The organism is Fodinibius sp. GM108 (assembly GCF_058386985.1).
Map to the genome: position 1 here is coordinate 135,729 of NZ_JBYEIR010000005.1, position 23,421 is coordinate 159,149.

A 23,421-nucleotide genomic window follows, 5' to 3' on the forward strand; every position below is an offset into this window, starting at 1 on the left:
AATTCCAGCATTTTCAAAAAAATTCTATTAATGATTTTATGAATTCTATATTTCTTTGAATTTTTTAAGTTAAATAACCAGATGATAAGAAGGGTATTGATTATTGCTGTTGGAATTGTTCCGATCGTCAGCGGCTGTAATTTATTTAATTCGGAGGTTCATGAGAATCAGTTATTTGAAAAGCTCTCTCCTTCTGAAACCGGTGTTGATTTTCGGAATGACTTAACATTTACCAAGGAGCTAAATCCATATACGTATAGAAACTTTTTTAATGGTGGAGGTGTAGCGGTTGGAGATATAAATAATGACGGATTGGTAGATATCTACTTTACGGGCAACCAAGCCTCAAATAAGCTTTACTTGAATAAGGGTGACTTCAAGTTTCATGATATAACTGAAAAAGCAGGAGTTGTAGTAAACGGTGTTTGGTCAACCGGTGCTACTATGGTGGATATAAATGGAGATGGCTTGTTGGATATTTATGTAACAAAATCGGGAAGTCCGGGCGGCGAAAATAGGCACAACGAATTATTTATAAACAATGGTGACCTGAGATTTACCGAAAAATCAAAGGAATATGGGCTGGATATCACAGGACTTGCAACAGATGCCATGTTTTTTGACTATGATCGTGATGGTGATTTGGATATGTATCTGCTAAATAACTCTTTTGATGCCTTGGGAAATACAGGTATAAAAAAGGGTCTAAGAGAGATCTACGATGAAGAGGGAGGAGATCGACTGTTTCGGAATGAGTTAGTCAATCAGTCTAAAGATGATAATCAAAAAGATGTTATTCAGGATGAGAAGCAAATAAGGTTTGTAGAAGTTACCAAAGAGTCTGGCATTTACAGCAGTAAAATAGGGTTTGGCTTGGATGTGGCTGTCAGTGATATGAATAATGACGGATGGCCGGATATTTATGTATCAAATGATTTCTTTGAGCGGGATTATCTGTACCTGAATAATAGTGACGGCACGTTCACTGAGATATTGCCGCGGCTGATGTCATCGATAAGTTTAAGTTCGATGGGAGCTGATGTGGCCGATATAAATCATGATGGCAGAACTGATCTATACGTTACGGATATGCTTCCGGAACAAGATTTCAGAGTTAAGTCAAAAACAGATTTTGATAGTTGGGAAGAGTATGAGAAGAGGGTTAATGAGGGATACCATCACCAATTCGTAAGAAATACACTTCAATTGAATAACGGTCCTTCACAGTTAACCGGTAAAGTGGCTAATATTTCTGACAGCCTTCAATTAAATACGTTCAGCGAAATAAGCCGTGTGGCCGGAGTCGAGGCTACTGATTGGAGCTGGACAACCTTGATAGCGGATTTAGATAATAATGGGCACAATGATATCTATGTAACAAATGGAATAGCCAAAGATCTGACTGATCAGGATTATGTGAATGATAGGATGAGTCTTGAAAAATTACGTGCAGTTGTAGAAGATGATCAACCAGTTACAACTTTGTTTGATGAGATTCCATCTACTCCAGTTAGCAACTATGCATTTGCCGGTACCGACAGTCTAAAGTTTGAAAATAAAGCACAAGCATGGGGTTTAGCATCGCCGGGATTTTCAAATGGAGCGGCATATGCTGATCTCAATAATGACGGTGCCTTGGATCTGATCGTAAATAATGCAAATGCAGAGGCTTCAATATACAGCAACCGTGGTAATAATTACGAAACTGGTAAAAATTGGATGATGATAAAGCTGAATGGTAAAAGTCCAAACACTTCAGCCATCGGTAGTACTATAAAGTTATGGTCGAATGACAAATTGTTTTATAGGGAGCAAATGCCGGGACGTGGATTTCAGTCATCGGTTGATCACAGGATACATATAGGGTTGGGAGAGTATCGCACTGTTGACTCATTACGCCTAAACTGGCCGGATGGAAAAACAAGCTTTATAAAGGATATTGAGGCAAATCAAATTTTGGATTTAGCTCATAAAGATGCTGTTCCAACAAAAAATAATAATCAGGCTGATACCGAGGATAATAAGGAACCCCTCTTTCAAAATATTACTGATAAAGTATCAATAAATTTTAAACACCGGGAAAACGAGTTTTTAGATTTCCGTCGCAACCAGTTACTCTTTCATAACAAATCTACAAAGGGGCCTCCCACTTGTGTAGCAGATATCAATGGAGATGGCTTGGATGATTTTTATATCGGCGGAGCTAAAGATCAGGCCGGAGCCATATTTATCCAACAATCAAGTCAGGAATTTGCTGAAATAAGTAAAGAGACTTTTGCTGATGACAAGAAATCTGAAGATACTTCTTGCACATGGTTTGATGCGAATAACAATGGCTTACTGGATTTATACGTAGCTAGTGGAGGTTCTGAGTTCCCGGCCAGTTCGGCTTCTTTATCAGATCGCCTTTATTTGAATAACGGGAATAATACTTGGTTAAAATACAACAAGGCCCTCCCGTCAAGTAGTTACGAAGTAACTTCAGTGGTAAAAGCTGTTGATTTTAATCAGGATGGGTACGTCGATCTGTTTACTGGTACATTTATGAAACCGTTTGCTTATGGGTTGCCTGTAAATGGCAATTTACTGATGAATGATGGGGAGGGAAATTTTGATAATGTCACAGCAGAGATAGCTCCGGATCTTTTGGATACAGGTCTAATTACTGATGCGGCATGGTTTGATTATGATAACGATGAGGATTTAGACTTGTTTGTCGTTGGTGAATGGATGCCGATAAAAGTATTTAAAAATAGTTACACAGAAACAGGAAATGCCAACTTTACGGAGGTCACCTCTGAATTAAACTTAGAATTGTTAACAGGATACTGGCAATCACTTGAAATATCGGATCTGGATGGCGATGGCCGCAAAGATATTATAGCAGGGAATCTAGGTACGAATTCTCGTATGAATGCTACTAACGACTATCCCTTGAAGATGTGGGTTAATGATTTTGATAAAAATGGTAGTATTGAACAAATAATTACTTATTCAAACGAAGACGGCAGTTATCCTTTGGCTCTTAGAGATGATTTATTAGCACAAGTTCCGTCACTGGAGAAGGAGTTTCCCACTTATTCCTCCTACGCAGATAAGTCTGTAGATGAAATTTTTTCTAAGGATAATCTTGATTCCTCTGTCTTAAAAAAAATAAACAACCTGGAAAGTGTTATTCTTTGGAACAATGGGGATGAAAACTTTAGGAAACAGAGGCTTGACCAGAATGCCCAGTTTTCAACCGTATATGGAATTCATTCTATGGGAGATAGTGAAAAGGGGTCCTATCTGTTATTTGGTGGAAATTTATTTGAAGTTAAACCGGAAATTGGTAGATACGATGCCAGCTATGGATCGGTTTTTAAAATAAAGGAAGAGAAAAAAATGGAATATATTCACGCTATTGATTCAGGATTTGAACTCCATGGTGAGGTACGCGGAATCTATCCACTGAAAACTGATAGAGACACCTTAATTCTGGTTACTCGAAATAATAGTGAACCGCTTTGGTTTACTAAAAATTAATTTTTCAGTATGAAGCAGTATCTATTTATATCAGTATTTTTATCGATTGTCTTGATTGGCTGTAACAGTCAAGAAATGGATTATGAAAAATGGTCCAATAAAGAGTTGGGTAAAGAAGTGCAACGGGATAGTTTGTTTCTTGGCTACCATTTCGGAATGACCCGGCAGGAGTTTTACGATCATAGCTGGTCACTTAACAAGCAAAAGAAAGTGATGCAGGGAGAAGGTAATAAATCTGTTTTATACGAGGTGGATGAACTTGACCATAAAGCTAAGATGAATTTTTATCCACATTTTTATGAGGAAAAGATATATCAAATGCCTGTGCGGTATTCTTATAAAGCATGGGCACCGTGGAACAGAGAACTTTGGTCTGACAGTTTGTTGGCTGATCTCCTTGAGTTATATGAAGATAAATACGACGCTGAATTCAAAAAAATGAATCAACCCGATTTAAATAAACCTGCATATGTTTCTATTCAAGGAAATCGCAGTATTACCATGCTTACGGAGGACGATCAGTATGTAATTGTTACCTTCACTGATCTAAATACCAGAAAGAAAATTAAAGAAAGTGGGGAGTATGCAGAGAATTAATAAATATTCCCTTCCGGTGTATTTTATTGTTATTTCAGTTTTCCTGCTGATAGGTGGTATGGCTTGCGAAGATAATCGACAAGATCATTCGACCCTTTTCAATAAACTTCCTGTCTCGAAAACAAACATTGATTTTAAAAATGAGCTAACCTTCGAACGAGATTTTAATATCTACCGATATCGGAATTTCTATAATGGGGGTGGTGTGGCTCTCGGAGATATTAATGGCGACGGTCTGGTGGATATATTTTTTACTGCGAACCAAGGTGACAACAAGCTCTATATCAACAAGGGCAATATGACCTTCGAAGATATTACCGACCAGGCTGGCGTTGCTGGAGAACGTGCCTGGTCTACAGGAGTAAGTATGGCTGATGTCAATGGTGATGGATTACTGGATATTTACGTATGTAACTCAGGCATCGTAGAGGGAGATGACAGAAAGAATGAACTTTACATTAATAATGGAGATTCGTCCTTTAACGAAATGGCCGAAGAGTATGGTATAGCTGATGAGGCTTTATCCATTCATGGGACATTCTTCGATTATGATAAAGATGGAGATTTGGATTTATACTTGGCAAATAACTCCTATAAAGCAATCGGAAGCTTTGATCAGCAGGAGGTTGACAGAAGTGATCGAGATGCCCAGGGAGGGGATAAGCTTTATCGTAATGAAGGTGGCCATTTTATTGATGTGAGTGAGCAGGCAGGGATATATAGCAGTGAAATCGGTTTTGCTTTGGGAGTTTCTGTTGGTGATGTGAATCGCGATGGCTGGCCGGATATGTATATTTCAAATGATTTTTTCGAGCGTGATTACTTTTATATCAATAACAGGGATGGAACGTTCAAGGAAGTGCTCGAAGAATCGGTAAATAGCATTAGCGCAGCGGCTATGGGTGGAGATATTGCTGATTTAAATAATGATGGATATCCGGAAATTTTTGTAACCGATATGCTTCCAGAACCAGAATCACGTCTTAAACTTGTAACTACTTTTGATGACTGGGCACGGTACAGAGAATATGTCAATAATGATTTTTTTCACCAGTTTACACGTAATACACTCCAGTATAACAATGCAGATGGAACCTTTAGCGAGGTTGGCCGCTGGGCCGGTGTTGAGGCAACAGACTGGAGTTGGGGTGCTAATATAGCAGATTTCGATCTAGATGGTCGGCGTGATATTTTTGTGGCGAATGGTATTTACCAGGATTTGACAAATCTGGATTATCTGCAAGAGATATCCACAGATGAAATGGTAAAAAAAATTGTACGGGATAACGATGTAGACTTTAAAAAATTAATAGATCTGATACCCTCAACACCAATATCTAATTATGCTTTTCGTAATCTGGGGAATGTACAGTTTGCTGACTCAGCTTCCAGCTGGGGATTGGATGAGCCTGGTTTTTCAAATGGATCAGCATATGGAGACTTGGACAACGACGGTGATCTTGATCTGATCATTAATAATATTGGCAGTGAAGCTTCGGTATATGAAAACCAAGTTACTGACTTGTACCCCAGCAAAAGATGGCTTCAAGTATCTTTGAAAACAGAGTCGAACAATACATTTGCCTTTGGAGCCCAAGTAACAGCGTGGAAGGAGGGAAAGCAGTGGTTTGCAGAGCAGATGCCTATAAGAGGCTTTCAGTCTACTATGGATCACCGTCTGCATCTTGGTTTAGGTGAGGAGATAGAAGAACTGGACTCCTTGGTAGTTATGTGGCCTGATGATTCAGTGACAAAATTTGAAAATGTAGATACAAACCAGTTGCTGGCACTGGATCAGAATGATTTATCGGAAGAGCGGGATTTCCGTATATTGAGTGAGAACGAATATGATAGCCCACCACTGCTAAAAGATGTAACAGACCAATTCAATATTAATTGGAGGCATCAAGAAAATGAATTTGTTGATTTTAACAGGGATCGTTTGCTATTTCATATGCGATCTACCGAAGGACCGGCCTTATGTGTGGGCGATGCAGATGGAGATGGGAAACAGGATTTTTATGTTGGAGGAGCAAAGGACCAAGCGGGTCAACTTTTTTTACAAACCAGCGATAGTATTTTCGAACGAAAATCATTTGAAATATTTAAAAAGGATGCATCCAGTGAAGATGTAGACTGCTCCTTTTTTGATGCAAATGGAAATGGACGAATGGATCTATATGTTGCAAGCGGTGGCAATGAGTTTCCATCAAGTAGTTCATCTTTAGGTGATCGGCTCTATTTTAATCGAGGCGAACTATCTTTTGAAAAATCGGAGCAGCCCCTGCCTGACTGGAGTTATGAGTCTACAAGTGTAGTAAGGCCTGCTGATTTTGATAATGATGGTGACACAGATTTATTTATTGGGGTAAGACTGCGTCCGTTTTCCATAGGTTTCCCGACCCGTGGATATCTGTTGGAAAACGACGGGAGAGGAACTTTTAGTGATGTGACAGAAGAGCTTGCGCCCGAAATGCTGGAAATGGGCATGGTCACTGATGCAGTTTGGTCGGATAAGAGTGGGGATGGCTATCCTGATTTATGGGCTGTTGGAGAATGGCTGCCAATTACCCTCTTTAATAATAGCAACGGAAAGTTTAATAAAACACAACCCGTCAATTCGGAGTCAACAGAAGGTTGGTGGCGATCGCTTGCTGTTGATGATCTTAATAATGATGGCAATCCAGATATAATTGCAGGTAATCTGGGGTTAAATTCTCGCTTTCAGGCTTCCCAGTCAAAACCGATAGAAATGTGGACCGGTGATTTTAACCAAAATGGGACTATTGAACAGGTGATATCTACATATAATGATGATGCTCGCTACCCTATGGCATTACGACATAACTTGTTAGATGAAATACCTTCTCTGAAAGCCAAATATCCAACGTATGAGTCATTTGCAGGTGAAACAATCGACGATATCTTTTCTGAAGAACAGTTAAGTGAAGCTCACCACAGCAGTGTTTCTCAATTGGCCAGTATAATAGCTTGGAATAAAGGAAATGATGAATTCAAGATTGAAGAATTACCTTTTAAGGCGCAGTTATCACCAATTTATGGTTTGTTACCGATTGATCTTAACGAAAATGGAGAAAAAGAGATTATACTGGGAGGGAATTTATATAATGTTAAACCGGAAATTGGACGATATGATGCAAGTTACGGAGTTGTCGTATCAAAAAAAGGTGAAGATTTTGATAGCTTGAATAGGAAACACAGTGGATTCCATGTTACTGGAGAAGTCAGAGAGATTAAAAAGTTGAGACTCCATAACGATAAAACCATTCTTATTGTGGCTAGAAATGATGATTCTTTAAGATTTTTCGAGGTTAATTCTAACAATTAAAATTAAAGTTATTGATAAATAAGAAGCAGTACATATGCTGTTTAAACTTAATTTAGAATTGATAGTTTTTGATTTAAAAATTATTACTAGAAAATAATATAGAAAAACAGGCTCAGGTCTGGATGTAGCATTTATGTTATAAAAATTGTTAATACTCCAACATCTAAAACGGGTAGAAAAATGGACAGGAAAAAATTTCTTCAATTGAGTGGTTTGGCGGCAGCGGGTGTAGGTATGCCGGGATTATTTAAGGAATCATTTTTTGGGAAAGACGATCTCTTCTTTGATATCTCGCTTGCGCAATGGAGCTTGCACCGAACGTTATTTGATGGAAAGATTGATCATCTCGAATTTCCGGCAACGGCAAAAAATGAATTTGGAATAACCGCAGTGGAATATGTAAACCAGTTTTTTGCCGACAAAGCCGAAGACAGATCCTACCTCGATGAAATGAATAGCCGTTGCTCCGATTTAGGTGTCGATCAGGTACTGATTATGATAGATGGTGAAGGAGATTTGGCTGTTAAGAATGATCAGGAGCGAATTAAAGCAGTCGAAAATCATTACAAATGGGTAGAGGCGGCAGAGTACCTGGGATGCCATACTATCCGGGTAAACCTTTTTGGTGATGGAACGGCCGAAGAACAAAAGAAAGCTTCTGTTGACAGTCTGGGACGCCTGGCTGAATTTGCACAGGATTACGACATTAATGTCACGGTAGAAAATCATGGTGGTTATTCTTCGGATGGCCGGTGGCTTACGGATGTCATGGATCAGGTAAATATGAATAATTGCGGAACTCTTCCTGATTTTGGCAATTTCTGTGTTAAAAGAGAAGACGGTTCCCGATGGGATGGGGCATGTGTGGAGGAATATGACAAGTATCAGGGAGTAAAAGAGTTGATGCCCTATGCAAAAGGAGTTAGCGCAAAAAGCTATGCTTTTGATAAAGACGGCCTTGAAACAACAATAGATTTTAAGAAGATGCTAAAAATCATTCGGGAAGCCGGATACTCCGGATATATAGGTGTGGAGTACGAGGGAGATAAGCACAGTGAATATGACGGAATTCGGGCAACAAAGGAATTATTGATTAAGCTGGGAAAGGAATTATAGCTTTTGCATTATTAATGACAAATTATTTGCATAAAATTGAAACTTGAACCAATATTTTTTAAATACTACCTGAACAAAATCTAGTCGGACCAAATAACCATTAATCATAATTAAATTAACAGTATGGGAAAAAAAGATGATGATAAATCGAAAAAGAAGGGGATATCCAGGCAAGACTTTTTAAAAACATCAGGCGCTTTGGCAGCGGGGTTTTCTATTGTACCCAGTTCTGTTGTTTCCGGTCTTGGCCATAAATCTCCAAGTGATAAACTAAATATCGCCGGTATCGGAGTAGGAGGTATGGGCAGAGCTAATTTACACAATATGAAAAGTGAAAATATTGTTGCGCTCTGTGATGTTGACTGGGATTATGCTGCTAAAACATTCAAGGATTTTCCCGATGCGCAAAAATTTGAAGACTATCGCCGCATGTTCGATGAGATGGGCGACGAGATTGATGCGGTAGTTATCGCCACCCCCGATCATACACATTATGTTACGGCTGCTGAAGCTATGAGACGGGGTAAGCATGTCTTTCTTCAAAAACCATTAACGCATTCGGTTTATGAATCCCGAAAGCTGACAGAGATAGCCCAAGAGACCGGCGTCGTTACGCAAATGGGTAACCAGGGTAATTCTGCTGAAGGTATTCGCCACATATGTGAATGGATCTGGAATGGTGAAATCGGTGAAGTTGAAGAAGTCCATGCATGGACGAACCGCCCCATTTGGCCACAGGGACTGGAGCGACCCTCGGAAACACCTTCTACACCACCAACGCTGAATTGGGATCTGTTTGTTGGTCCGGCTCCATGGCGGCCTTATCATCCTTCATATACGCCCTGGAACTGGCGGGCATGGTGGGATTATGGAACAGGTGCACTTGGCGACATGGGATGCCATATCATAGATCCGGTGTTTAAGGCATTGGAGCTCGGACATCCTGATACGATTGAAGGTAGTTCCACACAGGTTAATACCGAAAGTGCTCCTTTGGCAGAAAAGGTGTTCTACGAATTCCCCCGCAGGCCTAAGAAAGGAAAAGTCGAAATGCCGCCAGTTAAATTTACCTGGTATGACGGTGGCTTGATGCCTGAACGCCCTGAAGGACTTCCTGATGGTAAGATCATGGGCGATAGTGGCGGTGGTGCTATGTTTGTCGGTTCTAAAGGAACTTTGATCTGTAGCACTTATGCTCTTGATCCCTATATTGTTGGCCGGGAAGAAAATCCGCCTGAAGTTTCTGAAGAGTTTCGTCGTATTCCTGATGCCATGGAGGGCGGACACGAAATGGATTGGGTAGAAGCCTGCAAAGAGGAGGATCCTGAGCGGCCAAGTTCCAATTTTGATTATGCCGGACCTTTAAATGAGGTTGTCGTGATGGGTAATCTGGCTGTTCGTCTTCAGGATCTGAAAAGAACGCTCCAATGGGATGGTGAAAATATGGAGATCACTAATATTGACGAGGATGATGAGATTCGCGTAGTTACCAGTGACAGTTTTGAGGTTGTCAATGGCGATCCTCGTTTTGATACTTCATATGAGACTATTAACGCAAAAGAAGCAGCCGAGCGATATATTAAACGGCCATATCGCGATGGCTGGAGCTATGAGTAAAACACTAATTAGTAATTAATCACTAAACATTAATATTATGAAACTGAGTAATACTTTATTAATCTTCTTACTGGGAGCAGGTTTGTTGATAGCTGGCTGCCAGTCATCAGATGAAGATCAATCTCAATCTGAGGAGGAAGTTGCTGTGAATACGTTAACCGAAGCTGAAAAAGAAGAGGGTTGGCAACTGCTGTTCGATGGAGAAAATCCCAGTGAACACTGGCGCGGTTACTGTAACGATGCATTTCCTGACAGTGGCTGGACAGTCGAGGATAATGCTATCAAAGTAATCGGTACAGGAGCCGGGGAAGCTGGTGGTGGCGGAGACATCATCACGAAAGAAAAGTACAGCGACTTTGAGTTAGAGCTGGAATGGAAAGTCGAGGAAGGTGGAAACAGCGGTATTTTCTATCTGGCCGAAGAGCTGTGTGACGAAGGAGAACCAATCTGGAAATCCGCTCCTGAATATCAGATCCTTGATAACGAAAATCATCCTGACGCAGAGCTCGGTGAAGATGGGAATCGTCAGGCAGCTTCTTTGTATGATATGATTCCTGCTGATCCGCAAAATGCCAATCCGCATGGTGAATGGAATAAAGCACGTATTCTGGTGTATCAGGGCACTGTAGTTCACTTTCAGAATGATGAAAAAGTACTGGAATATCATCTCTGGACCAACGATTGGGAAGAGATGGTAGAGAACAGTAAATTTAATGAGTTTCCCGGCTTTGTTGATGTAGCCAAAGAAGGTTATATCGGTTTACAGGATCACGGAAATGATGTGTGGTTCCGTAATATTAAGATTAGAGAAAGGTAAATTAGAAATAACAGATATGATGGCCTTCTTCCAATAGGGGAGAAGGCCATCTTTTATTTGCCCACCTTATTCAGAAGATTTACAGTTAGATCTAAATTTAATTTTACGTAAAGTAGTTATGCAGATTATCGAAAGTGCGAAGGAATATGATGTATGCATTGTCGGATCCGGAGCTGGCGGTGGAATGGCCGCTCATGAATTAACAAAAGCTGGTGCCAATGTGTTAATGCTCGAAGCCGGTGGTTGGTTCGATTCAGAAGATTTTGCCATGTTTACCTGGCCCTACGAGTCACCACGCCGGGGCGCCAGTACTCGTTTGCAGCCGTTTGGTGAATTCGATGCCTGTTTTGGGGGCTGGGATATTGAAGGAGAGCCATATACCACTACTGAAGGCACCGACTTTGACTGGTTTCGGGGACGTATGCTCGGTGGCAGAACCAATCATTGGGGACGTATTTCACTTCGTTTCGGTCCGGATGATTTCAGGGTACGGAGCAAAGATGGTATGGGGCATGACTGGCCTATCAGCTATCAGGATTTGAAGCCGTATTATGATCGCTTAGATCGATTGATTGGCATATTTGGTACTAATGAAGGCATTCCCAATGCACCGGGTGGCATCTATATGGATCCACCGGAGCCCCGTTGCTATGAATACCTGATTAAAGATGCCTGCGATGACATGGGCATTCCCTGTATTCCCTCAAGATTATCAATTATAACTGAACCGCATAACGGTCGAGCAGCTTGTCACTACTGTGGACAGTGTAACCGAAGCTGTTCTACTCACTCTAATTTTTCGACTCCCTCTGTTTTATTACCTCCAGCCCTTGAAACAGGGAATTTGGAGATCATCAATAACGCCATGGTCCGCGAGGTAACGTATAGTGATGGAAAGGCGACAGGCGTCTCGTACGTGAATAAAGAGAACGGCAAGGAATACAAAGTGAAATCCAAAGTAGTTGTATTGGCTGCAAGTGCTTGTGAGTCTGCCCGTTTGCTACTGAACTCCAAGTCACGTGATTTTCCCAATGGACTAGCCAACAGCAGCGGTGTAGTGGGTAAATATTTAATGGATTCTACCGGCACTTCTGTTATGGGACTTATTCCGGACCTGATGAATATGCCGGCACATAATGAAGATGGCACCGGCGGTATGCATCTGTATATCCCGTGGTGGGAAGATAACAGTAACCTTGATTTTGCCCGCGGTTACCATGTAGAACTTTGGGGCGGACGCGGTATGCCCAGCTATGGATTTATGGGCGGTATTCAAAATTATAACGATCTGTTCCAGGATGGACCGAAAAGAGCCGGCGGATACGGAAAAGAGTTAAAAGATGACTATCGCCGATATTATGGATCGATGGTTGGGTTCTCCGGACGGGGAGAAAGTATTGCTTATGAAGATAATTACTGTGAGATAGATCCCAATGTTGTGGATGAATGGGGGATACCGGTTCTCCGATTTAATTACAAATGGAGCGATCAGGAGTATAAGCAGGTTAAACATATGCAGGAAACTTTCCGCAGCATTATTGATGAGATGGGCGGAGAACCGCTGTGGGATATGCCCTCTAAAGAGGATGGCTATGGAATTACAAAACCGGGTGAAATTATTCACGAGGTTGGTACTACCCGTATGGGGGATGATCCGCAGGAGTCAGTCTTAAATGAATATTGTCAGGCTCATGATGTAGACAATTTATTTGTTACCGATGGCGGTCCCTTCGTTTCACAACCTCACAAAAATCCCACCTGGACTATTTTGGCACTTTCGATGAGGACATCAGAATACATTGCCGACCAGATGGATAAAGGAAATCTTTAAATATTAGTAGAAAGGCTAAAGTAGAAGGTCAAAAGTATCTATTTGCTTCTACTTTATACTTTCTACTTTAAACTATACTCAATATGGACAGACGAGAACTTTTAAAAACGCTTTCGTTAGGTACACTAGCAGCAGGATTTGCTATGACGGGTTGTGAAGCTCTTCCCAAAGAAGCAGCTGAGCAGCATCAATTTTGGAAGCATGTTAGTGATGAGGATCTGGAAAAGTGGCAGACACAATTCTTTACTGATCATGAATTTGAGACCGTGAGGCAGTTGGCAAATATGATAATTCCGGCCGACGAGCGATCGGGTAATGCCGAAGATGCAGGTGTTCCGCAATTTATCGATTTTATGATGCTGGATCGTCCCGAAAATCAGACACCGATGCGCGGTGGACTTCGCTGGCTGGATGTACAGTGCCAGAAACGGTTCGATCTCAAATTTATCGATTGTTCGGAGGATCAAAAGAAAGATATGCTGGATAAGATTGCTTATCCAAATGAGGCCAAATCCGAAATGCAGGCAGGCGTAACGTTTTTCAATAGCTTCCGGGATTTGGTGGCATCAGGGTTCTGGTCCAGCAAAATAGGTATTGAAGATATTGGCTATATAGGTAACCAGCCATTCGGGTGGCAGGGTTGCTCAGATGAGGCCCATGATCACCTGGGGCTGGATAAGAATGCATAATTATGCCCATGCGCGCCCGGCTTCACCATAAGCCATGCATCCATTATAGTGGCCCGGAACAGGTGTATAATTGAGCTCTTGAGTAGCTCCGATCTCAGAGGTGTAATAGCCTACAACCGTATACTCCTTCATCATGCTGAAAAAGGGCTTTAAGTCGGTATTTGGCTTGGGGTTGGGATTATCAAGAGCTTCCTGCTCCAAAGCTTCCAGTACGGAAATTTTACGTTCTTTATTCAGGTCCAGAAAATCCCGGTTGAATTGCTCATTGCTAAGCTCGTCAACATGTTCAAGTCCTTCTAAAAAATGCGCTTTCTCTTCGTCCGTATTCCAGTTGGTGAGCATATGATCAATATACTGATTAACCTTGGCAGCCTTGGCTCCCGGGGTATCTGTTGCGGGAATGATTTGCTCGGAAAGCTCGGCAACTAATTGATCCTGAGCAGCTGACAGTGTTTGTGGAGAATAGTCTGGATTCGTCCTTGCCTTACATCCTCCCATAAAACCGGCTACGGTTGAGAAAGATAACGCTCCTCCGGTTAACAGAGCCAGTCTTTTAAGTGCTTCTCGTCGATCCATGATACGTATTTTTAAAAGTTGAAATATCTTTCTTAAGGAATTAAATATTTCCCTTTTTTAATTCTTCTACGGCATAATCTACTGCACGGGCCGTAAGGGCCATATAAGTTATAGAGGGATTCTGACAGCCAGCTGAAGTCATGCAGGCACCGTCGGTTACAAACAGGTTGGGCACATCATGCGTTTGGTTATGGGCGTTTAATACAGATGTTTCTGGGTCGCGACCCATACGCGCTGTGCCCATTTCATGAATTCCTTCTCCCAAAAGATATTCGCCGAAATAAGGCGACACATCCTTACCGCCTGCTGCTTCCAGCATTTCTACGGCTGTATTGGCCATATCTTCGCGCATATTTTTTTCGTTTTCGCGAAGGCTGCCATGAATTTCAAGTTGAGGAATTCCCCACTGGTCTGTTTTATCTTCGCTAAGTTTGGCATAGTTATCATGATAAGGCAGTACCTCTCCAAACGCTGTCATACCAAATTGCCACTGACCCGGGTCGCGTAACTTTTTCTTGAACTCTTCTCCGAATCCTTCCATAGCAGAAGCACGCCCCCAGCTTGGACGACTTGCACCGCCTTGAAAACCGTATCCCCGGACAAAGTCATCGCGCATGGTTTGTTCATTAATATTGCGGAAACGGGGAATATAGATGCCGTTAGGACGATTGCCGTGATAATATTTATCTTCGTATCCTTCAAATTTGCCGGAAGCGCCCACCCGAAAATGATGATCCATAAGATAATGTCCCAGCACGCCACTTGAATTGGCAATTCCATTGGGAAAGGCATCTGAGGTCGAATTCAACATGATTTGTGTGGATCCCAGAGCTGAAGCATTTAAGAAAATTACATCCGCGAAAAACTCTTTTGATTCATTTGTGATTCGGTCGATCACACGAACACCTTTAGCCCTGTTTGTATCCTTATCATAAATAATGCTATGGACAATGCTGTTAGGGCGAAGCGTCAGGTTTCCAGTTTGTCTGGCGGCCGGTAGCGTGCTGCTTTGGCTTGAGAAATAAGCTCCCACGCTGCAGCCGCGAGAACAGGGGCCACAATAATGACATTCACCGCGGCCATTATGAGGTTCAGTAAGTACAGCACATCGCCCGATAGTCATATACCGGTATTCAAAATTCTCCTCTATCTTTTTCTTGACATCTTTTTCTACACAATTCATTTCCATAGGAGGGAGGAAGTTGCCATCGGGAAGATGTGAAAGCCCTTCTTCCTGGCCGCTGACGCCTATAAACTCTTCAACATAGTCGTACCACGGAGCGATATCTTTATAACGGATTGGCCAGTCAACTCCAATACCTTCACGTGCATTTGCTTCAAAGTCGAGGTCACTTAATCGATAGCACTGGCGCCCCCACGTTAGCGAACGTCCGCCTACCTGATATCCACGGACCCATAAGAAGGGATCCTCTTCATCGGTTTGATAGGGGTTCTCTTTATCGTTAACAAAAAAGTGATAGTTGTATTCATTAACCACATCAGAACGCAGCTGACGGGGATATTCCTCTTCAAGAAGTTTACGGTCACCTTGCCCCCGAAACTCGGCTTCCCATGGAGGCATATGTTCGGTTTTATAATCTTTTCCGTGTTCTACATTTCTTCCCCGTTCCAATACTAGTGTTTTGAGCCCTTTTTCAGTTAACTCTTTGGCAGCCCATCCGCCACTGATACCTGATCCCACAACAATGGCATCATATTCCTCGGGCGATTGTGATATATAATGACTTTTCTTTTTCATATTTGTCGTAAGTTTTTCATTATTGGGCCAACATAGATGAGGAAGGTGAGTATTTCAAGTTATAATAAAGAAGATTGACCTTGAATTATTATGAGAGTAAAATAGCCGGAGATTTTTTTGAGAGTAAGGACCACGTATTTGGTTATCTCATAAGTATAACGTGGACGTTCGTAAAATATTAAGACAGTAAAGATTTTTTTAGGGATTATCAACAGAACATTAACTAAAAATTATTGACAATTCTATGAAAATAAACCGTAAAATAAGATACGGAATGGTCGGGGGCGGTCCCGGTGCTTTTATTGGCGAAGTACATCGTATGGCAGCGGCTCTTGATGGCAAGATAGAGTTAGTAGCCGGCTCGTTTTCATCGGATCTACAAAAGACCAGAAAGATGGGGAAACAATTGCATTTAGATGAGAACCGCCTGTATGATTCATTTGAGGAAATGGCACAAAAAGAATCAGCATTACCTGAGGAGGAGCGAATAGATTTTGTGACCGTGGCTACGCCCAATCATCTGCACTTTAAAGTATGCAAAGCATTTATTGAGGCTGGAATTAATGTGGTTTGTGATAAGCCGATGACAAACACCATTGAGGAAGCCGAAGAGCTTTGTCAACTTGTTGAAAAGCACGATGTGATATTTGCTCTGACGCACAATTATACCGGGTATCCTATGGTTAAAGAAGCCCGGCAGATGGTTCGAAATGGGAAGCTGGGAGATCTTCGAAAGGTGGTCGTTGAATATCCACAGGGATGGCTGGCGGAGCCTATCGAAAGGGAAGGAGAGAATAAACAGGCGGCTTGGCGGACCGATCCTGATCGTGCGGGAGTATCGGCTGTGGTGGCGGATATCGGTTCGCATGCTGAAAATCTGGTTGAATATATAACCGGGCTCAGACTCAAAGAGCTGTATGCTGATATTCACACTTTTGTTGAAGGGCGTCCGCTCGAGGACGATGCTAACATGCTCGTTCACTACGAAGATGGCGTCCGCGGTGTGTTGTACAGCTCTCAAATATCGGTTGGAGAAGAAAATGATTTAAAGATTCGAATCTACGGGGATGAGGCGTCACTTGAATGGCGTCAGGAAGATCCAAATTATTTGCATGTAAAATACCCTGATAAACCGGAGGAGATTTATAAACGGGGCAATCCATATCTGTCGGATGAAGCAAATTTCGGCAATCGCATACCGCCGGGCCATCCTGAAGGATTTATCGAAGCGTTTGCAAATATTTATTCGAATGTTGCCGATACGATAGCGGCACGAATTAACGACGAAAAGCCGGATCCAAAAGCGTTTGATTTTCCCACCGTATATGATGGGGCAGTGGGCGTTCACTTCATCCATAAAGCGATAGAAAGCGGTAAAAAAAGAGAATGGATAGAAATGGATTATCAGCCGCTGGGAAAGCAATAACGAATGGAAAATTTGTTGATATATCTCGTCCCAAATACCTGCTTGGGGGTATAAGTATTCGTTGGATGCAGAGCTTTCAAAGGTAGTGTTGCGAAGTAGAAACTCCGGAGCAACAAGAAATGATAAAGATATTACAAGCGCGGGAATTAATTTCCGCGCTATCGATGAGTAGTTATGAAATGTAAGTTTTGCTGACTCAGCCAAGCTTCTACCTCGTTACGTACTTCCGGTGCGTAACGATCCCATACGTCATCCTCTTCTATCCACCAACCTCACTCCGAACCTTTGAGGGGGGCTCCAATGACAACCAAAAGCACCTCTACTGTCGTCATTTGACGTTCCGAAAGCTTTCGGAGCAGAGTGGAGAAACCCATCATGACGGGAATATAATTACACAATAGTCATGACAGATTCCTATGTTCCGTTCCGACAGCTTTCAGAACTCCAATCGGAATGACATCAAAGGTCAGCAGTCATATCTCCGCCCCACGACGTCATTCCGCACTCCGATGCGGGATCTCGAACAGCAGGGAAGATATCATAGCAAGATGCAAAGAGCAGCGACTATCAATACCATTGGTTTATTAAAACTGAACACCAAACCGATCAACATTTTAGGTAGTGAGAATGGGTAAGAAAATCCCAAAAAACAAAAGCGACTGACTCAAAATGAAGCAGTCGCTTTTGTTTATGTAATTCGCTAGCTGCTATTCAGCCACTGCCAGCATACCAAGCAATTTTTGAGCTTCCGTAGCCTGGGTGGTAGCATCATACTGATCGACGATAAGCTCTGCATATTTCTGAGCTTCATTCGTATTCCCGGCATCCCTGTAGGCTTTTGCTGCCTCTAAATAATTATAGGGCGTTGTAGAATCGTTCTGATCCCACTCGGCAGCTTTAACATACATCTCTGCGGCTTCAGCGTGATTTCCCAGCTCCGTATGCAGAACGCCGTGGAATGATAACGGACCCACGCCCATAATTCCGCTGGGCACTGAAAATCCTTCAATATAGTTCAGCGCTTCCTGAGGATTTCCGAGCTTATATTCACAAACAGCTGCATAATAATGAGCTAAATTGGCAGCATCGGTTATCGAATAGTTATTGATGATCTGTTCGAATCCGACGGTAAAATCAGCCTGAGATCCGGTAAGTGCTTCCTCGTAATTTTCCTGCAAGTATGCCTGTGTTGCTGGCCCCATCAGCTGTTGAGCCTCCTCTTCTTGTGCAGAGGCATAAAAATAGTATCCTACAGAACCACCTATAAGGATGATCAAAGCTATGGCAGCTCCTATAATGTTGTTTTTATTTTTATCATAAAAGCTCTGGGCCTTCGAAAAGGTATCCAGCAGTATATCTTGTTCCAGTTCTTCTTTTACTCGTTTTTTACTCATGATTAACGCTGGTTATTAGTTATTTGCAGAAGTATGGTGAAAATAGGATTGTTTTGAATTATAGTAAAATTTATACGGCTTCTAACTTACCTTTTGACAATTCATATATAACGTCTGATCTGCGCGCAATATTTTTTTCGTGAGTGATCAATAAAATGCTGACATTTTCTTCTTCACGAAGATCAAACAGGAGCTTCAGCAGGATTTCTGTATTTTCTTCATCGAGATTGCCAGTAGGCTCATCGGCTAAGATGAGATCTGGTTCATTCATGAGGGCGCGAGCCATAGCCACACGCTGTTGCTCCCCGCCTGAAAGTTGCGTAGGACGATGTTCGGCACGTCCCGGAATACCAAACTGTTCGAGAAGACTTATAGCTCTTTGTTGGGCTTTGTCGGGTGACACGCCGCGTATCAGAGCAGGCATCATAATGTTCTCAAGAGCCGTAAATTCGGGCAGCAGATGATGAAACTGAAAAACAAAACCAAGCTTTTGGTTTCGGAATTTAGCCAGTTCTTCTTTAGACATATCGTATATGGATTGATCCTCCCATAACACGGTGCCTGAATCCGGTCGATCAAGACCGCCTAAAATATGAAGCAATGTACTTTTTCCACTTCCACTCATACCTGCTACAGTAACAATGGATCCTTTTTCAATAGCAATAGAAGTATCTTGCAATACCGTGAGCGTGCCTTGATTTGACTCACTTTGGTAACGTTTGGTAATATTTTTTCCTTCTAAAATGATTGGCATGCAGGATCAGTCTTCGAGATTGCTGGAGTTAAATTCAGGATAAATAATTGGTTCGATATGCTGACATTTTCCGCTTTCGATATCCACTTTGGCAAAGATGGCACACAGGTGATTATTTCCATTTGCCAATTTATAACGATGAGGAGTACCCAGCTTAAAACGTTTCATGGAGGTGTTTTTATCCATTCCCAAAACAGAATTAAAAGAACCAGTCATTCCAACGTCAGAGATGTAGCCCATACCATCCGGAAAAAGACGGGCATCATGAGTAGGGATATGTGTATGAGTGCCAACAAAAACGGAAATATCGCCATCCAGATGCCAGGCCATAGCCAGTTTTTCGGCTGTGGCTTCAGCATGAAAATCTACAAAGATAATATCTGTTTCTTCTTTCATTCGTTCTATCACCCAGTCAGCTGTTGTAAAAGGGTCATCAATAGGCTGCATAAAGGTGCGTCCCTGCAGGTTTAGCACACCAATCTTATGATCCATATCGGGGATATCGTACACGCCAAAACCATAACCGGGATTTCCTTTTGGATAATTCATGGGGCGCAGGATATTGCCATCTTCTTTCATGTAATCAAACACTTTCCATTTGGCAAAAGAGTGATTTCCGCCCGTAATAACATGAACCCCCAGGTCATAAAGACGGCTAATGATAGATCTGTTTATGCCCTTACCTTTATGAGAGTTTTCCCCATTGGCGATGACAAAATCCGCCTCATACTTCTCGAGAAGGCTGGGTAAGATGGTTTCTAACAGGCTTAACCCGGGTTCACCGACGATATCACCTACAAAAAAGATATTAACTAGATTTTTGGACATATTTTTCTTGGTAAATCAAAAAAGAAAGCCTCTAAAATGAAGCTCAAAAGTAAGGAAAATTACGCCTTTCTCGAATTGAATTTATAGTCTATCCCTTTATTTCTTCGATGAACTCTTCAAGAGATTTGTTGACGTTTTGGAGCACTTTATCTTCCTGTTGATTTAGCTCCCGATTACGCTTTCGTTCTTCAAAGAGCTCTTCGGCAATACTTAAGGCGGCCAGTGTCATAATTGTGGAGTCGGGCTGTTTATTGAGTTCTTTTTTGTATTGGCGGAATTTTTCATCTACATATTGCGCTATCCGCTTCATCGTTTCCTCTTCCGATTCCTCAACTTTAAGCGGATATTGCTTTCCTAATATGGTTACTTTTATTGATTTCATTCTTTATCGTCGAGATGATTATCGATTTTAGAAATCAGCCCCAGCACCTGGTGACGGAGAGAAAGGCGCTCGGATTCAGAAATAGCCGAATAGATATCTGTTTGCCCCTCTTGAATTTCTTTCAGCTTTGACCGCAACTCTTTGTTCTCCTGTTTAAGTTCCTTGATCTCTTCGTTTAATGAATGAACTTCATTACGAATCTCATCAAGTAGCTCGTTGAACTGTTCATGATATGGAGTATCGTTTGATAGCACGGGACAAATTATTGTCGAAGTTTAGCTGAGTATTCCTTTTCTAATACCTTTAGAACTTTATTAATTATAGGTTCTACATCCTTGATAGTCAATGTCTTATTTTTATCTAAGAAAGAGAGTCGAAAAGCAATACTCTTTTTGTTTTCACCCAGCGATTCACCTTCAAATACATCAAAAACATCCAGGCTTTCAAGGGATTCGCCGGCTGTTTTTTCAATCGTTTTCAGCAGATCGCCCACCTTGACTGATGTATCTACCACGACGCCAAAATCGAAGTCAAAAGCGGGGAATTTTGATACCGGTTCATAGCTGATATCGCCGATCTCTTCACGTACCTGTTGGATTTGAGTGAGCGAGAACTCAGCCACAAAAGCGGGAAGTTCTATCTCGTAATTTTCCAGCAGATCTTTGGGTACCCGGTGCAGTATCCCGATCTCTTTATCCTTATAGCGGAAACTGAGAATATCATTTGTTACAGCCGTGGTCTCCAGTGAATCATAAATATTCATCTGCTCCAGGAAACTTCGGACAGGCGCTTTCAGATCAAAAACATCATAGTGCTTGGGATCTGTTTTCCAGTGCTCAATAGACTTAAATCCTGCAAGTCCGAACAGGATATTCGTTTCTTCTTTTATATTGCTGTAATAGGTTCCGTTTTCGGTCTTCTCAAAGACGTTGCCCACTTCAAAAAAACGTACTTGTTTTGCCTTTCTGTTGAAGTTGTAGGCCACAGATTTCAGGAAACCATACAACAGAGAAGGGCGGAGAGTCGTCATATCCTTAGAGATCGGGTTGAGCGTGTGGATCATGTCATCCAGATCTCCAAGCAGTTCAGCATCCTCTTCGGGCATTAGCGAATTGGAGTAAATCTCCCGGAAACGCATCCCTTTGGCTTTTTCTTTAGCTTCGGAAACAAGTTTTTCCCAGTCCGTCAATGGTTCGGGAGAGGTAAATTTGCCGTGCTCGGGACGCGGTATATTGTTGTAATCATAAAGGCGACCGACTTCTTCAATCAGATCTACTTCGCGGTCGAGATCGGGACGAAATGTAGGGATGGAATAGGTAATAGTTTCTTTATCCTTATCTAAAAGCTCAAACTCCAGTCCATCCAGAATATCTTCAATTTCATCCGTAGAAAACTCTGTTCCCAGCAGTCGATTAACATACGATTGCCTGAGAGTAAGTTCTTTTTCTTCTGTTTTTACAGGATGGGCATCTGTGCATGCATCTACGACCGTACCGCCCGCAACTTCATGCATAAGCTGTGCTGCACGTTCGGCGGCAATGCGCTGCAGCTGTGGATCGATACCGCGCTCAAAACGATATGAGGAGTCGGTCTGCAACATCTGTTCTTTGGCCGTTTGGCGAATACTCTGCGGATCAAAATAGGCACTTTCGATAAGCACGTTCGTTGTTGACAGGCTAACTTCGGAATCCACCCCGCCCATTACGCCAGCAATGGCAACAGGCTCTTCGGCATCACAGATAAAGAGTGTACCGGCTGAACATTCTCGCTCTATATGATCCAGAGTCTCAAATGTAATTTCACTGTTATAATCCTTGACCACAATTTTGTCGCCCTTGATCGTATCGGCATCAAAAGCGTGCAGCGGCTGACCTACTTCAAACATCACGTAGTTCGTGATGTCTACTATGTTATTCACCGGACGGATACCGATTGCTTTGAGTCGATTCTGCAGCCACGCCGGAGACTCATCAATCGTCACATCTTTAACCATTTTGCCGACATAACGGTGGCATTTCCCCGGGGATTCAATATCGATATCAATCTCTTCCAGCGGATCGGCATCCTTAAAATCAGTTTTGAACGGTTTGCAAAGTTCGAGGTCCAGAGCCGCGGCCAAGTCGCGTGCAACGCCCAAATGGCAGGTTGCATCGGGACGGTTAGGTGTAATTTCAATCTCAATAATCGAATCCTCGTAGAGGTCGATTGCCTCGTGCAGTGGAATTCCGGGCTCCAGGTTTTCTTCCAAAACCATAATGCCGCTGTGATCGTCGCCCAGTCCAAGTTCATCTTCCGCGCAGATCATGCCTTTGGATTCTTCGCCGCGCAGTTTTGTTTCCCGGATGGTAAATGGCTCACCATTTTCGGTCTCAACCGGAAGGGTAGTACCTACGGTTGCAACAGGTACTTTTTGTCCCGCAGCTACATTATCGGCCCCGCATACAATTTGTAGCGTTTCGGAGCCGGTACTCACCTTACAGACATAAAGCCGATCTGCATTAGAGTGTTCGTTGACTTCCAGTACTTCTCCAACTACAACACCTTCGAGCTTGCTGCCGTAAGAGGTTACTTCTTCGACTTCTAGTCCGATCAGAGTAAGCTTTTCGGCTGTTTCTTCCGGGGATAATTCCAGGTTAATAAAATCTTTTAGCCAGTTGTATGAAATCTTCATTTAGCTGCAAATAGTTTTTTAATAGAACGCGGATGAAGCGGATAAGACGAAAACCCACAGATTTAATCAGTATAATTCCGTTTGATCCGT

18 protein-coding genes are annotated in these 23,421 nt (G+C 42.2%); 10 read left to right on the forward strand and 8 right to left on the reverse strand.

Features of this window, described 5'->3' with window-relative positions; all coding sequences use genetic code 11:
- The first annotated feature begins 81 nt into the window (after nt 1-81).
- The 8 genes from ACT3ID_RS10745 (at nt 82) to ACT3ID_RS10780 (ending at nt 13,541) form a co-directional block, all read left to right on the forward strand.
- Nucleotides 82-3,525 carry a VCBS repeat-containing protein gene (locus ACT3ID_RS10745; protein WP_491542033.1) on the forward strand — a complete coding sequence of 1,148 codons (3,444 nt, stop codon included), beginning with the start codon at nt 82-84 and terminating at the stop codon, nt 3,523-3,525.
- 9 nt (nt 3,526-3,534) lie between these two features.
- Complete coding sequence (locus tag ACT3ID_RS10750) at nt 3,535-4,122, forward strand: hypothetical protein (RefSeq protein ID WP_491542034.1); 588 nt, start codon at nt 3,535-3,537, stop codon at nt 4,120-4,122.
- On the forward strand, nt 4,109-7,471 hold the full coding sequence (locus tag ACT3ID_RS10755) for a VCBS repeat-containing protein (RefSeq protein WP_491542035.1): 3,363 nt from the start codon (nt 4,109-4,111) through the stop codon (nt 7,469-7,471). Before ACT3ID_RS10750 ends, ACT3ID_RS10755 begins: the two co-directional genes overlap by 14 nt.
- Before the next feature lie 180 nt (nt 7,472-7,651).
- On the forward strand, nt 7,652-8,587 hold the full coding sequence (locus ACT3ID_RS10760; protein ID WP_491542036.1) for a sugar phosphate isomerase/epimerase family protein: 936 nt from the start codon (nt 7,652-7,654) through the stop codon (nt 8,585-8,587).
- Nucleotides 8,588-8,710: 123 nt separating this feature from the next.
- Nucleotides 8,711-10,204: a glycoside 3-dehydrogenase gene (locus tag ACT3ID_RS10765; RefSeq protein WP_491542037.1), complete on the forward strand. Its 1,494-nt coding sequence runs from the start codon at nt 8,711-8,713 to the stop codon at nt 10,202-10,204.
- Nucleotides 10,205-10,241: 37 nt separating this feature from the next.
- Nucleotides 10,242-11,021 (forward strand): 3-keto-disaccharide hydrolase, encoded by a 780-nt coding sequence (locus tag ACT3ID_RS10770; protein ID WP_491542038.1) that lies wholly within the window; start codon nt 10,242-10,244, stop codon nt 11,019-11,021.
- A 118-nt stretch (nt 11,022-11,139) separates the two neighbouring features.
- Entirely contained in the window at nt 11,140-12,852 is a 1,713-nt protein-coding gene (locus ACT3ID_RS10775; RefSeq protein WP_491542039.1) for a GMC family oxidoreductase, read from the forward strand.
- Between the two features lie 83 nt (nt 12,853-12,935).
- Nucleotides 12,936-13,541: a gluconate 2-dehydrogenase subunit 3 family protein gene (locus ACT3ID_RS10780; RefSeq protein WP_491542040.1), complete on the forward strand. Its 606-nt coding sequence runs from the start codon at nt 12,936-12,938 to the stop codon at nt 13,539-13,541.
- On the opposite strand, the gene ACT3ID_RS10785 is transcribed toward ACT3ID_RS10780, so the two are convergent.
- Together ACT3ID_RS10785 and ACT3ID_RS10790 are read right to left on the reverse strand one after the other, a co-directional pair.
- Nucleotides 13,542-14,117, reverse strand: a complete 576-nt coding sequence (locus tag ACT3ID_RS10785; protein WP_491542041.1) for a gluconate 2-dehydrogenase subunit 3 family protein — start codon at nt 14,115-14,117, stop codon at nt 13,542-13,544.
- A gap of 40 nt (nt 14,118-14,157) precedes the next feature.
- A complete protein-coding gene (locus ACT3ID_RS10790; protein WP_491542042.1) occupies nt 14,158-15,876 on the reverse strand; it encodes a GMC oxidoreductase in 1,719 nt (572 codons plus the stop codon).
- Between the two features lie 244 nt (nt 15,877-16,120).
- On the opposite strand from ACT3ID_RS10790, the gene ACT3ID_RS10795 reads away from it, so the two are divergent.
- Together ACT3ID_RS10795 and ACT3ID_RS10800 are read left to right on the forward strand one after the other, a co-directional pair.
- Nucleotides 16,121-17,302 carry a Gfo/Idh/MocA family protein gene (locus ACT3ID_RS10795; RefSeq protein ID WP_491542043.1) on the forward strand — a complete coding sequence of 394 codons (1,182 nt, stop codon included), beginning with the start codon at nt 16,121-16,123 and terminating at the stop codon, nt 17,300-17,302.
- A 416-nt stretch (nt 17,303-17,718) separates the two neighbouring features.
- Complete coding sequence (locus ACT3ID_RS10800) at nt 17,719-17,937, forward strand: hypothetical protein (protein ID WP_491542044.1); 219 nt, start codon at nt 17,719-17,721, stop codon at nt 17,935-17,937.
- A 72-nt stretch (nt 17,938-18,009) separates the two neighbouring features.
- Here the strand turns inward: ACT3ID_RS10800 and ACT3ID_RS10805 are convergent, their stop codons facing one another.
- The 6 genes from ACT3ID_RS10805 to pheT all read right to left on the reverse strand — a co-directional run bounded on the left by ACT3ID_RS10805 (nt 18,010) and on the right by pheT (nt 23,331).
- Complete coding sequence (locus ACT3ID_RS10805; RefSeq protein WP_491542045.1) at nt 18,010-18,696, reverse strand: tetratricopeptide repeat protein; 687 nt, start codon at nt 18,694-18,696, stop codon at nt 18,010-18,012.
- 70 nt (nt 18,697-18,766) lie between these two features.
- Complete coding sequence (locus tag ACT3ID_RS10810) at nt 18,767-19,450, reverse strand: ABC transporter ATP-binding protein (protein WP_491542046.1); 684 nt, start codon at nt 19,448-19,450, stop codon at nt 18,767-18,769.
- A 6-nt stretch (nt 19,451-19,456) separates the two neighbouring features.
- Nucleotides 19,457-20,278, reverse strand: a complete 822-nt coding sequence (locus ACT3ID_RS10815; protein WP_491542047.1) for a TIGR00282 family metallophosphoesterase — start codon at nt 20,276-20,278, stop codon at nt 19,457-19,459.
- 88 nt (nt 20,279-20,366) lie between these two features.
- Nucleotides 20,367-20,660, reverse strand: coding sequence for a cell division protein ZapA (locus ACT3ID_RS10820; protein ID WP_491542048.1), 294 nt, complete (start codon nt 20,658-20,660; stop codon nt 20,367-20,369).
- Nucleotides 20,657-20,914, reverse strand: a complete 258-nt coding sequence (locus tag ACT3ID_RS10825) for a hypothetical protein (RefSeq protein WP_491542049.1) — start codon at nt 20,912-20,914, stop codon at nt 20,657-20,659. Before ACT3ID_RS10825 ends, ACT3ID_RS10820 begins: the two co-directional genes overlap by 4 nt.
- A gap of 8 nt (nt 20,915-20,922) precedes the next feature.
- A complete protein-coding gene (gene pheT, locus ACT3ID_RS10830; protein WP_491542050.1) occupies nt 20,923-23,331 on the reverse strand; it encodes a phenylalanine--tRNA ligase subunit beta in 2,409 nt (802 codons plus the stop codon).
- Between the last annotated feature and the right edge of the window lie 90 nt (nt 23,332-23,421).

Coding starts and splice junctions, on each gene's coding strand:
- ACT3ID_RS10770 (WP_491542038.1), top strand. CDS start 10,242: ATGAAACTGAGTAATACTTTATTAATCTTCTTACTGGGAGCAGGTTTG.
- ACT3ID_RS10760 (WP_491542036.1), top strand. CDS start 7,652: ATGGACAGGAAAAAATTTCTTCAATTGAGTGGTTTGGCGGCAGCGGGT.
- ACT3ID_RS10815 (WP_491542047.1), bottom strand. CDS start 20,278: ATGTCCAAAAATCTAGTTAATATCTTTTTTGTAGGTGATATCGTCGGT.
- pheT (WP_491542050.1), bottom strand. CDS start 23,331: ATGAAGATTTCATACAACTGGCTAAAAGATTTTATTAACCTGGAATTA.
- ACT3ID_RS10820 (WP_491542048.1), bottom strand. CDS start 20,660: ATGAAATCAATAAAAGTAACCATATTAGGAAAGCAATATCCGCTTAAA.
- ACT3ID_RS10795 (WP_491542043.1), top strand. CDS start 16,121: ATGAAAATAAACCGTAAAATAAGATACGGAATGGTCGGGGGCGGTCCC.
- ACT3ID_RS10750 (WP_491542034.1), top strand. CDS start 3,535: ATGAAGCAGTATCTATTTATATCAGTATTTTTATCGATTGTCTTGATT.
- ACT3ID_RS10775 (WP_491542039.1), top strand. CDS start 11,140: ATGCAGATTATCGAAAGTGCGAAGGAATATGATGTATGCATTGTCGGA.
- ACT3ID_RS10755 (WP_491542035.1), top strand. CDS start 4,109: ATGCAGAGAATTAATAAATATTCCCTTCCGGTGTATTTTATTGTTATT.
- ACT3ID_RS10765 (WP_491542037.1), top strand. CDS start 8,711: ATGGGAAAAAAAGATGATGATAAATCGAAAAAGAAGGGGATATCCAGG.
- ACT3ID_RS10810 (WP_491542046.1), bottom strand. CDS start 19,450: ATGCCAATCATTTTAGAAGGAAAAAATATTACCAAACGTTACCAAAGT.
- ACT3ID_RS10805 (WP_491542045.1), bottom strand. CDS start 18,696: ATGAGTAAAAAACGAGTAAAAGAAGAACTGGAACAAGATATACTGCTG.
- ACT3ID_RS10780 (WP_491542040.1), top strand. CDS start 12,936: ATGGACAGACGAGAACTTTTAAAAACGCTTTCGTTAGGTACACTAGCA.
- ACT3ID_RS10790 (WP_491542042.1), bottom strand. CDS start 15,876: ATGAAAAAGAAAAGTCATTATATATCACAATCGCCCGAGGAATATGAT.
- ACT3ID_RS10800 (WP_491542044.1), top strand. CDS start 17,719: ATGTTCCGTTCCGACAGCTTTCAGAACTCCAATCGGAATGACATCAAA.
- ACT3ID_RS10745 (WP_491542033.1), top strand. CDS start 82: ATGATAAGAAGGGTATTGATTATTGCTGTTGGAATTGTTCCGATCGTC.
- ACT3ID_RS10785 (WP_491542041.1), bottom strand. CDS start 14,117: ATGGATCGACGAGAAGCACTTAAAAGACTGGCTCTGTTAACCGGAGGA.